9 protein-coding genes are annotated in these 11,790 nt (G+C 55.4%); 2 read left to right on the plus strand and 7 right to left on the minus strand.

Annotation, left to right across the window (positions count from 1 at the left end):
* Window positions 1–34 precede the first annotated feature (34 nt).
* Both HEQ17_RS06590 and ppsA read right to left on the minus strand, forming a co-directional pair.
* Complete coding sequence (locus tag HEQ17_RS06590; RefSeq protein ID WP_296291995.1) at window positions 35–2,137, minus strand: VC_2705 family sodium/solute symporter; 2,103 nt, start codon at window positions 2,135–2,137, stop codon at window positions 35–37.
* Between the two features lie 43 nt (window positions 2,138–2,180).
* Entirely contained in the window at window positions 2,181–4,571 is a 2,391-nt protein-coding gene (gene ppsA / locus HEQ17_RS06595; protein ID WP_296291996.1) for a phosphoenolpyruvate synthase, read from the minus strand.
* Window positions 4,572–4,714: 143 nt separating this feature from the next.
* Here ppsA and HEQ17_RS06600 point away from each other — a divergent pair, with 143 nt between their 5' ends.
* Entirely contained in the window at window positions 4,715–5,536 is an 822-nt protein-coding gene (locus HEQ17_RS06600) for a pyruvate, water dikinase regulatory protein (RefSeq protein WP_296291997.1), read from the plus strand.
* Window positions 5,537–5,623: 87 nt separating this feature from the next.
* Here the strand turns inward: HEQ17_RS06600 and glmM are convergent, their stop codons facing one another.
* From glmM to HEQ17_RS06620, 4 genes are all read right to left on the minus strand, one after another.
* Window positions 5,624–6,952, minus strand: a complete 1,329-nt coding sequence (gene glmM / locus HEQ17_RS06605; protein ID WP_296291998.1) for a phosphoglucosamine mutase — start codon at window positions 6,950–6,952, stop codon at window positions 5,624–5,626.
* 84 nt (window positions 6,953–7,036) lie between these two features.
* Window positions 7,037–7,921 carry a dihydropteroate synthase gene (folP, locus tag HEQ17_RS06610; RefSeq protein WP_296291999.1) on the minus strand — a complete coding sequence of 295 codons (885 nt, stop codon included), beginning with the start codon at window positions 7,919–7,921 and terminating at the stop codon, window positions 7,037–7,039.
* Between the two features lie 62 nt (window positions 7,922–7,983).
* The gene (gene ftsH / locus HEQ17_RS06615; RefSeq protein ID WP_296292000.1) at window positions 7,984–9,900 is read right to left on the minus strand and encodes an ATP-dependent zinc metalloprotease FtsH; all 1,917 of its coding nucleotides are present in this window, start codon (window positions 9,898–9,900) and stop codon (window positions 7,984–7,986) included.
* A 105-nt stretch (window positions 9,901–10,005) separates the two neighbouring features.
* Window positions 10,006–10,668 carry an RlmE family RNA methyltransferase gene (locus HEQ17_RS06620; protein ID WP_296292001.1) on the minus strand — a complete coding sequence of 221 codons (663 nt, stop codon included), beginning with the start codon at window positions 10,666–10,668 and terminating at the stop codon, window positions 10,006–10,008.
* A gap of 31 nt (window positions 10,669–10,699) precedes the next feature.
* Between HEQ17_RS06620 and HEQ17_RS06625 the strand changes: the two genes are divergently transcribed.
* A complete protein-coding gene (locus HEQ17_RS06625) occupies window positions 10,700–11,173 on the plus strand; it encodes a YhbY family RNA-binding protein (RefSeq protein WP_296292002.1) in 474 nt (157 codons plus the stop codon).
* Between the two features lie 104 nt (window positions 11,174–11,277).
* Here HEQ17_RS06625 and greA read toward each other — a convergent pair whose 3' ends face one another.
* Window positions 11,278–11,754: a transcription elongation factor GreA gene (greA, locus tag HEQ17_RS06630; protein WP_296292003.1), complete on the minus strand. Its 477-nt coding sequence runs from the start codon at window positions 11,752–11,754 to the stop codon at window positions 11,278–11,280.
* Window positions 11,755–11,790 lie beyond the last annotated feature (36 nt).

An 11,790-nucleotide genomic window follows, 5' to 3' on the forward strand; every position in this document is an offset into this window, starting at 1 on the left:
CAGCAAGGCGAAGCCCATTATTATAGCCTGAACATCACAGTCCCGGATAGTTGTTGGGCGGCTCGGCTTGGGGAGCCTGTGAACGCAGGTTTGGGCTTATCAGGCTCTGCGGGATCAGCCAGGTGGCCAGCACCATGACCACAAAACCAACTGGGACCCCAAAAACGCCTGCGGATAAGGGCTGAATGCCCCACCACAAGCCGCCATGAGAGTCCAACTCCCAAAAATGGCGGAAACCAGGGGCATTGACCACCATGTAAAAAATCGTCACCCCCAAACCCGACAGCATACCCAGTACCACCGCCGCACGATGCACCCGTTGCCAGGCCATCCCCAACACCATGCCTGGAAAAAAGGCAGATGCAGCTAGCGAAAAAGAGGCGGATACCAAAGCCAAGATCTCAGCAGGCTTGAATGCAGCTACGACCGCAGCCACCATGGCCACTGCCAACAAAGCGAACTTGGAAAGGATGACTCGCCCCTCTGAGGATTTGGGGGCTTTGGCACCGCTGGGTCGCATATCGCGCACCAAGGCATTGCTGATGGTCAAAAGCAGGCCATCGGCAGTAGACAACGCCGCCGCCAAACCACCTGCAGCTACCAGACCAGAGACCACAAATGGCATACCGCCCAACTCGGGTGTGGCCAACATGATCATGTCCGCACCCAACTTGAGTTCGCCCAGTTGCAAAAAACCATCGCCATTGACATCCGAAAAAGACAACAAATTGGAATCCAATCTGGCCCATTGCGCCATCCAGCTGGGAAGCGCATCAAACCGGGTGCCCACCAAATTGCTGAGCACCTCAAATTTCACCAGAACAGCCAGGGCGGGCACGCTCAAATAAATCAACCCAATAAAAAACAAGGTCCAAGCGACAGAACTGCGTGTCTCAGCTACAGTCGGAACGGTGTAGAACCTTGTCAACAAATGAGGCAATCCTGCGGTACCGATCATGAGACAAAAAACCAGGGCCAAGAAATTCAATCTGGACTCATTGAAAAGCCGGGCCTGAACAGCACCTCCAGCGGGATCTCCAGTAAAGGACTGCGTGTGTGCCGGCATACCGCCCAAAGGCTTGGATCGCTCTAGGTTTTCAATCTTGGCACGTGTCCATTCTTCTCGCGCTTTTGCGGGATCTTGGGGTACAGCCAAGAGTTCACGGCGGACCTGAGCAATGGTCGAAAAATCAGCTCCTTGGGCTTTCAGCAACTGAATTTTGCTCTCTAGCTGTTGACGCAGTTCAACGATTGAGTTTTCCACATTCTGGAGTCGTGAAGCATACAGTTGGGCGCGTTGGGCAAATTCACGGCGCACTTCCAGTTCGCCAGGATCTTCCATCAGTCGTCTTTCAATCTCTGAAATAGCTAACAACTGAGAACCATAAACAAGAGGTGCCAAAGGATTCCCCAATTGTTTGTAGGCCAGCCAGGATACGGGAATCATGAAGGCCAGCAATAGCATGATGTACTGGGCAACTTGTGTCCATGTGATAGCCCTCATGCCACCTAAAAAGGAACACAATAAAACGCCGCCCAACCCGAGCAAAATGCCTATCTCAAATTGGACACCGGTCAATCGGGAGGCAATCAGTCCAATGCCATAGATCTGAGCCACAATGTAGGTGAACGAGCACAAAACCGAGGCCACGGCTGCAATAACTCGGGGCCAACGCCCTCCATAGCGATGTTCAAAAAAATCAGGCAAGGTGTACAAGCGCATTGCACGCAACTGCGGAGCAATCAGCAAAGCCACCAAACAAAATCCCCCCGTCCACCCCAACACATAAGCCAGACCGCCCGGTTCATCGCCATTGCCAGAGAAGCCCTGAAGGTAAAGTGCACCAGCCAAGCTGATGAATGAAGCCGCGCTCATCCAGTCTGCAGCAGTGGCCATGCCGTTGTACACGGCAGGAATACGCCGACCCGCAACGTAGTACTCGTCTTCATCTGTGGTTCTGCCAGCAATACCAATCAAGGCATAAATCATCACTGTGCTGAACAGAAAAATGGGGCCAATCAAATTTCTTGACAAACCCATTCTTTCGGCCCAGGCCATGACGCCGATCAAAGCCAGCAAGACGAAAATATAGATCAGCACATTTCGATGCAGTCGCCACCGATAAACAGAGGACATGGCAAGACCCCTAGAAGCGTTCATCGCCATGCTCTGTTGCGCGTCAACGACCCAAATGGGTCCAAGTTTCAATCACGGTATCAGGATTGAGTGAAATGGAGCTTATGCCCTGATTCATCAGCCAATGCGCAAAATCCGGGTGATCCGAAGGTCCTTGCCCACAAATACCGATGTATTTACCCTTCGACAAGCAGGCCCCGATAGCTTGAGATATCAAGGCCGTGACCGCCGGATCGCGTTCATCAAAATCTGCGGCCAGCAGCTCCATGCCCGAGTCTCGATCCAGACCCAAGGTCAACTGGGTCAGGTCGTTCGAACCGATTGAGAAGCCGTCAAAAAACTCGAGGAACTGCTCGGCAAGGATGGCGTTGCTGGGCACTTCACACATCATGATGAGCTTGAGTGCGTCATCGCCCCTGCGCAAACCCTGACTGGCCAGCAGGTGGGTGACCTTCTTGGCCTGCCCCAATGTACGCACAAAGGGCACCATGATCTGCACATTGGTCAACCCCATTTCGCCACGCACACGCTTGAGGGCTTCGCACTCCATCGCAAAGGCCTCACCAAAGTCCTCGCTGAGATAACGCGCTGCGCCCCGGAAGCCCAGCATCGGATTTTCTTCTTCCGGCTCATAGCGGCTGCCACCAATCAGCTTGCGATATTCGTTGCTCTTGAAGTCTGACAAACGCACAATGACCGGCTTGGGCCAGAATGCAGCCGCAATGCTGGCCACGCCTTCGGCGACCTTATCTACGTAAAAAGCGCGAGGGGATGCGTGACCTCGGGCCACCGATTCGACGGCCTTTTTGAGGTCGGCATCGATCGCGGGGTAGTCGAGTATGGCTTTAGGGTGCACGCCAATGTTGTTGTTGATGATGAATTCCAGACGCGCCAGTCCGACACCGGCATTAGGCAGCTGGGCAAAATCAAAGGCCAGTTGAGGGTTGCCCACGTTCATCATGATCTTGGTCTTGATCTCGGGCAGGACACCACGCTGGATCTCGCTGACCTCGGTTTCAAGCAAACCGTCGTAGATGTAACCGGTATCGCCCTCGGCACAACTGACGGTCACCAAGGCGCCTTCCCCCAGTTGTTCGGTCGCATTACCGCAACCCACCACCGCTGGGATGCCCAACTCACGGGCGATGATGGCGGCGTGACAGGTGCGCCCGCCGCGGTTGGTCACGATGGCGCTGGCGCGCTTCATGACCGGCTCCCAGTTTGGGTCAGTCATGTCGGTCACCAGCACATCGCCGGGTCGAACCTTGTCCATATCGCTGATATGGTGCACAAGACGCACTGGACCCGTGCCGATTTTCTGACCAATCGCCCGGCCCTCAGCCAAGATGTTGCTTTTGCCCTTTAGTTTGTAACGCACCTCTGGTGAGCCCTTGGCCTGACTTTTGACGGTTTCCGGGCGAGCTTGCAAGATGTAAATCTGGCCATCGGTGCCGTCCTTGCCCCACTCGATGTCCATCGGGCGACCGTAATGCTGCTCGATCACCACCGCATAGCGGGCCAGTTGCTCGACCTCGTCGTCGGACAGGCTAAAGCGGTTGCGCAATTCGGCGGGCACATCGGTGGTTTTGACCAACTTTCCGGAAATGCGCTTCTCCTGTGGGCTGGCAAACACCATTTCGACCAACTTCGAGCCCAGGTTGCGACGGATCACGCTGCGCTTGCCAGCGACCAGCATGGGCTTGTGGACATAGAACTCGTCTGGGTTCACTGCGCCTTGAACCACCGTCTCCCCTAGGCCGTAGCTGGAGGTAATGAACACAACGTCTTCAAAACCCGACTCCGTGTCGATAGTGAACATGACACCCGCCGCGCCCAAGTCGGAACGCACCATTCGCTGAACGCCTGCCGACAAGGCAACGTCGGCGTGGGCAAAGCCTTTGTGCACACGGTAACTGATGGCACGGTCGTTATAGAGCGAGGCAAACACCTCTTTCATTTTGTGCAGCACGTCGTCGATGCCGACCACGTTCAGAAAAGTTTCTTGCTGCCCTGCAAACGACGCATCAGGCAAGTCTTCGGCTGTAGCTGAGGAACGCACAGCAAAAGAAGCTTCGGAGTTGCTCCCTTGCAAGCGGAGAAATTCATCGCGAATGGCTTTTTCGAGGTCAGCTGGAAAGGGTTGGGCTTCGACCATCGCACGGATTTCAGCCCCAGCAGCGGCTAAAGCGCGCACATCTTCGGTATCCAAGGCATCCAGCCGGGCGTTGATGCGCTCTGTCAGGCCGTCAAAAGCCAGAAACTGGCGGAATGCGTGGGCTGTTGTGGCAAATCCACTGGGCACTAGCACGCCAGATGGAAGCTGGGAAATCATCTCTCCCAAGCTGGCGTTTTTGCCGCCAACCGACTCCACATCGGTCATGCGCAGATGCTCAAAGGGAACGACCAAGGCGGTCTCACTGAAAAGATCAGACATACAAACTCCAAAGTTAAAACCGGGTGCCATGAAATGGGTCTGGGGCAGTGTTGTTCTTAATGTGCAAGCGCCGACCGGGGCCATGGATAATCAAACCATTTTAGGGGGCTTGGTGTTCCCGATCTTTGAAATTTTTTGCAAGCATGTCCAAACGCACTGTTTTTTTCGTATCTGACGGCACCGGCATCACAGCCGAAACTTTCGGCAACGCCATCCTGGCGCAGTTCGACATGAAAACCCGGCATGTTCGACTGCCATTTACCGACACCATCGACAAGGCGCACCAGGCGGTTCGGCAGATCAACCACACGGCCGACACCGAGGGCACCAAACCGATTGTGTTTACCACTTTGGTGAACATGGATGTACTCAAGGTATTGCAAGAGCACTGCCAAGGCATGCTGCTGGACATGTTTGGAACCTTTGTAAACCCACTCGAAAACGAACTGGGCATCAAGTCGCACCACAGAATCGGGCGCTTTTCAGACGTCAGCAAAAGCAAGGAATACCATGACCGCATTGAGGCGATTAATTTTTCATTGGCTCATGACGATGGACAATCGAACCGCGACTTAGATTCGTCCGATGTCATTTTGGTAGGCGTCAGTCGCAGCGGCAAAACCCCCACCAGCCTCTACCTAGCCATGCAGCATGGCCTGAAGGCAGCCAACTACCCCCTGATTCCTGAAGACTTTGAGCGCAAGCAGTTGCCGCCCGCTTTGACGCCTCATCGACAAAAAATCTTCGGCCTGAGCATACAGCCCGAGCGTCTGTCTGAAATCCGATCTGAACGCCGCCCCAACTCCCGCTATGCCAGTTTGGACAACTGTCGCATGGAAGTGTCCGAAGCCGAAGCCATGATGCGCCGCTCAGGCATCCGCTGGCTGTCGACCACCACCAAGTCCATCGAAGAAATTGCCACAACGATCTTGCAAGAGATCAAGCCGGACAGGCTGATTTACTGAGTTATACAATGGCCTGTCACCCGTGCAAGCAGGCCATACCGGATTGTCATCGTCGATGCTCGCTGATGACGGGAACAGCCCGGAGCATCACGTCAAGCTGGCAGCAATCCGTTCAGCCCACCGATGTGCTTGCACGGCCTCACGTGCTTCCACCATGACGCGAATCAAGGGTTCGGTGCCGCTGGCCCTGATCAAGACACGTCCGGCCTCACCCAACTCGACCTCGGCCGCCCGGGTGGCCGCCCACAAAGGAGCATGGCCTTGCCAGTCAAAACCAGGCTTCAGACGCACATTGATCAAGGTTTGCGGGAACAGGCTTAAGCCTTGCAGAAGTTGCGCCATGGTTTGACCACTGCCCACACAGGCTTGCAGCACCTGCAAAGCGCTGACTAGACCATCTCCCGTGGTGTGCTTGTCCAGCGCCAGCAAATGGCCCGAGCCCTCCCCGCCAAGCAACCAGCCTTTGTCATGCAACACTTCCAGCACATAGCGGTCGCCCACCTTGGCGCGCACAAACTGAACCCCACGCTGCTTGAGTGCCATCTCTACCGCCAGATTGGTCATCAAGGTGCCCACAGCACCAGGCACCGCTTCGTCCCTGGCCAGCCGATCGGCAACGATCAGATAAAGCAACTCGTCGCCGTTGAACAAACGCCCGGAAGCATCCACCAATTGCAAGCGGTCTGCATCACCATCGAGTGCTATGCCATAGTCGGCTCCATGGTCCTTGACGGCCTGCACCAAGGCCTGAGGGTGCGTGGCCCCTACGCCCTGGTTGATGTTCAGGCCATCGGGTGAACATCCGATGGCGATCACCTCGGCCCCCAGCTCATGGAAAACCTTGGGGGCAATATGGTACGCCGCCCCGTGGGCAGCATCCACCACGATTTTCAGGCCCTTAAGAGTAAGCTCATTGGGAAAGGTGCTTTTGCAAAACTCGATGTATCGTCCGGCCGCATCATCAAGTCGCCGGGTTTTGCCTAAAGACGCGGAATCGACCCAGACAGGGTTCTCTATTAATGTGGCCTCGACCTGCTCTTCCCAAGCGTCTGGGAGTTTATTGCCTTGCGCGTTGAAAAACTTGATGCCATTGTCAGAAAAAGGGTTGTGGCTGGCGCTGATCACCACACCCAAAGATGCCCTTTGAGCCCGAGTCAGGTAAGCCACAGCAGGCGTTGGCACCGGGCCCAGCAGCATGACATCGACACCGGCAGAATTGAATCCAGACTCCAGGGCACTTTCCAGCATATAACCTGAAATGCGGGTGTCCTTACCGATCAACACCACTGGGTGAGACTCTTGAACCTTCAGCACACGACCCACGGCATGGGCCAGTCGCAAAATGAAATCGGGCGTGATCGGGCTTTGCCCTACGGCGCCCCGAATGCCGTCTGTGCCGAAATATTGACGCGCCATGAAATACCTTTTAATTTTTGTCGCAATCCAAATTTTAACGGTGTCAAGGCAAAGACCAACGGATTGGGATACCCCAAGCGTGCGTCATGGCACACGGCCATCCGCCTGCACCGCCGCCCAAACCCTCAGGGCATCCACCGTGGGTTTGACATCGTGCACCCGAACAATGCTCGCCCCCTGCTGCACCGCCAGTAACGCCGCCGCCACACTGGCCGCCTGACGCTCCAGTGGAGGGGGCACCCCCCCCTGCTGGGCTAACACAGCACCCAAGGAAGATTTACGTGACCAACCTGCCAATACGGGCCGCGCCATCTGCAGCAATTCGGCCTGTCTGGCCAGCAACCGGAAGTTTTGCGCCACCGTTTTACCAAATCCAATGCCAGGATCCAGCACCAGTCGATCAGCCGCCACCCCCTGAGCAGCCAAGGCCCGCAGGCGTTGCGACAAGAAGTCCAGCACCGTCGGCAGCAGATCACCAGTCATGGTGTCCGTTTGCATGGTTTGGGGGTCACGGTGCATGTGCATCAGGCACACACCACAGCGCGGGTGCGCAGCCACCACACTCTCAGCACCTGGCTGCCGCAAAGCCCAGATGTCGTTAACAATGTCCACACCCAGATCCAGCACCGCCTGCATCACCTTGGGCTTGTAAGTGTCAACTGAAATCGGCACCTGCCAGCGCAGCGCTTCGCGCAAAAAAGGCATCAGACGGGCCAACTCTTCTTGCAGTGGCACCCCAGCCGCACCCGGTCGGGTAGATTCAGCCCCCACATCCAGGATGCCTGCACCCTCACGCAGTAACCGCTCGGCATGACGCAAAGCCTGAGAGGTCTCCCCGTTCTGACCGTCGCCTGAAAAAGAGTCGGGAGTGAGGTTGACAATGCCCATCACACAAGGGTGTGACAAATCCAGATGAAAACGTGTCATCTGCCAGTAGAGCCCAGTCCTCGCTTGTGGTGACAAATTCATGTAGTTTGCTCCAAACAAAACGGGACCCGAGGGCCCCGTTTTACTCACTGCGATACTGAAAATCAGGCAGGCGTTGTTACCGGATCGGTTTGGACCTCGGGAGTTCCGCCGCCACCGGTCCCTCCCGAGGGAGGTGTGCGAGGCGACCAGTCCTTGGGCGGCAAAGGATCGCGGCCAGCCATGATGTCATCGATTTGGTCCTTGTCGATGGTTTCCCACTCCAGCAAGGCCTTGGCCATGGCATGCATCTGGGCACTGTGCTGTTCGATCAAACGACGGGCCAAGGTGTATTGCTCGTCGATGATGCGACGAACCTCCTGATCCACTTTTTGCATGGTGGATTCGCTCATGTTGGTGGTCTTGGTAACCGATCGACCCAGAAAAACTTCACCCTCGTTTTCGGCATACACCATTGGCCCCAAGGCATCGGTCATGCCGTAACGCATGACCATGTCACGGGCAATCGAAGTGGCTCGCTCAAAGTCGTTACTGGCACCGGTGGTCATCTGATGCATGAACACTTCTTCGGCAATCCGGCCACCAAACAACATGCTGATCTGATTCAACATGAATTCCTTGTCGTAACTGTAGCGGTCTTTTTCGGGCAGGCTCATTGTCACTCCCAAAGCTCGGCCACGGGGAATGATGGTGACCTTGTGCACCGGGTCGCACTTGGGCAAAAGCTTACCAATCAAGGCATGTCCCGCTTCGTGGTAAGCCGTATTGCGGCGCTCTTCTTCAGGCATGACCATACTCTTGCGCTCAGGGCCCATCAGAATCTTGTCTTTGGCCTTCTCAAAATCCTGCATTTCCACCACACGGGCATTGCGCCGCGCCGCCATCAAGGCAGCTTCATTACACAGGTTGGCCAGGTCAGCCCCACTCATGCCGGGTGTACCTCGGGCGATCACCGAGGGACTCACATCCTGGCTGACAGGAATCTTGCGCATATGCACATTCAGGATCTGCTCACGGCCACGGATATCGGGCAAGGTCACATAGACCTGACGGTCAAAGCGACCGGGGCGCAGCAAAGCAGCATCCAGGATGTCTGGACGGTTGGTTGCAGCCACCACGATCACACCAAGGTTTGTTTCAAAACCATCCATCTCGACCAGCATCTGATTGAGGGTTTGCTCACGTTCGTCATTACCACCGCCAAGACCAGCGCCGCGCTGACGACCAACAGCATCAATCTCATCAATGAAGATGATGCAAGGGGCGTTCTTTTTGGCGTTTTCAAACATATCGCGCACACGGGAAGCCCCCACGCCCACGAACATTTCGACGAAATCGGATCCCGAAATGCTGAAGAAAGGCACTTTGGCCTCGCCAGCAATCGATTTGGCCAACAAAGTTTTACCGGTCCCGGGAGGACCTACCAGCAGCAAACCACGGGGAATGCGTCCGCCCAACTTTTGAAAGCGCTGCGGATCTTTAAGAAAATCGACAACCTCTTTGACTTCCTCTTTGGCCTCGTCACAGCCGGCCACGTCGGCAAAAGTGACTTGGTTGCTGTTTTCGTCGAGCAAACGGGCTTTGGATTTGCCAAAACTAAAGGCGCCACCTTTGCCTCCGCCTTGCATCTGGCGCATGAAATAAACCCAGACACCAATCAGCAGCAACATGGGGCCCCAGCTGACCAGCAAGGTCATGAGCAGAGAACCCTCTTCGCGTGGCTTGACATCAAACTTCACACCGCTGTTGATCAAATCGCCCACCAGCCCCCTGTCCAGGTAAGTGGCCGTTGTCTTGATGCGCCGCTCGTCCAGCGTGATGGCCATGATTTCAGTGCCGCCAGGGCTTTCGGAAATCGTGGCACTCTTGATGCGGTTGCTGCGGACCTCTTCGAGAAAATCAGAATAGCCAATAGCGCTCGCACCAGCGACGCCACGGTTATCAAATTGCTTGAACAAGGTGAACAGCACCATGGCAATCACCATCCAGACGGCAATTTTGGAAAACCAAGGGTTATTCAAGAGACGCTCCAATCGAAAAAAAGATTTTTATCATTCTAGGCCCGTGAACTGACGCCAAAGCAGAAAGAAAGGGTTTTGGCCCTTGAAAAGGGAGGAATTACAGCGTCAAACCGACATTTTCAACCTCATGCCCACCAAAAAAGTCTCAGATGACTTGTCCCGGGATGATTTTGGCTTGATGGTTTTGACCACCTGGAATGTCTCATTGAACAATTTCACGATCTGGCTGTAGCCGCTGCCGTGGAAGACCTTGACTACCAAAGCGCCTTGCGACTTCATGTGACTTTGGGCGAACTCCACCGCCAGCTCGATCAAATGCAAAACCCGCGCCGCGTCCGACGACTCGATGCCCGACAAATTGGGGGCCATGTCGGACACCACCACATCGGCCTGCCGCCCTTGCAAGGCCGCTTCCAGCAGGGCGGACACCTCATTTTCGCGAAAATCCCCCTGAATGAACTGCACCCCCTCCACTGGGTCCATGGGCAGAATGTCCAGCGCGATGATGCCGCCATGGAGCGCACCCGCAGCCGCGCCATCGGGCGACAAACGGCGGCGAAGATATTGGCTCCAGGCCCCTGGGGCAGAGCCCAAGTCAACCACCAGATCACCAGGACGAATCAGGCCCAGAGTTTCGTCGATCTCCTTGAGTTTGTAAGCCGCCCGCGCTCGATAACCCTCTTTGAGGGCCAACTTCACATAAGTGTCGTTGACATGGTCGTTCAACCACGCTTTATTGACCTTTTTACTTTTTGTTTTGACTTTCATTCTTTCTCGTCCTTGCTGGGATAATACGAACATGTCCCAAATACAACTCACACCCGCCGAGCGCAAAATTTTTCGCGCCGAAGCCCACCACCTTGATCCAGTCGTCATGATCGGCGGAGACGGCCTTACATCTGCCGTCATCAAGGAAACTGAAGCGGCGCTGAATGCCCATGGTCTGATCAAAATTCGCGTGCTCGGTGATGATCGAGCCGTCCGCGAAGCCATGTTCGCCGAACTCAGCGATCAACTCAATGCTGCGCCCATCCAGCACATCGGCAAACTGCTCATTCTCTGGCGCCCTCAACCCAAAAAGATCAAGGAAGTGGATGATGACCGCAGAGCCGGTCCCCGTGACTTCAAGATCCTGAAATACAGCGCACGCGGCGGCCAGCGCCCTGAAGTCAAGACCATCCGTGTGTTAGGTAACCAACGCCTGGCCGCAGGCGGTCAAATCAAGCGGGCCAAGCCAAAACAAAAATCCGTCAAAAAAGGCCGATTTGACTGAAAAACTCAAAAGCCCAATGGTGCAATGATCCGCGCAAAAAGATCCACGCTCAACAGCTTTTTCTTGGTAACCAGAGACAAAGAGCAGCGGAATCGGCTGCCGCGTCAGATGTACGAAACACCCACGATTTCGTAGCGGCGAACACCACCGGGCGCCTGGACTTCAGCCACATCGCCCTCCTCCTTGCCAATCAGGGCACGTGCAATAGGGCTGCTGATGTTGATCAGTCCCAGCTTCAAATTGGCCTCATCCTCGCCCACGATTTGATAGGTTACAGCTTCGCCTGAGCTCTCATCCGCCAGCTTGACTGTGGTGCCAAACACCACGCGACCACCTGCATCTAGCTTCGCCGGATCGATGATCTGTGCAGCCGATAATTTGCCTTCGATTTCCTGAATCCTACCCTCGATGAAGCCCTGGCGGTCTTTTGCGGCATCGTATTCGGCGTTCTCGCTCAGGTCACCCTGGGCACGCGCTTCAGCAATGGCCTGAATCACGCCGGGTCGGTCCACCGTTTTGAGGCGGTGGAGCTCATCCTTGAGTTTTTCAACGCCACGTTTGGTGATCGGGATGGTTGACATGTTGGGTTCTCCAAAAGCAAACCGCCGAGCGTTGAG

It is taken from the genome of Limnohabitans sp. (assembly GCF_023910625.1).
Lineage (GTDB): Bacteria > Pseudomonadota > Gammaproteobacteria > Burkholderiales > Burkholderiaceae_C > Limnohabitans_A.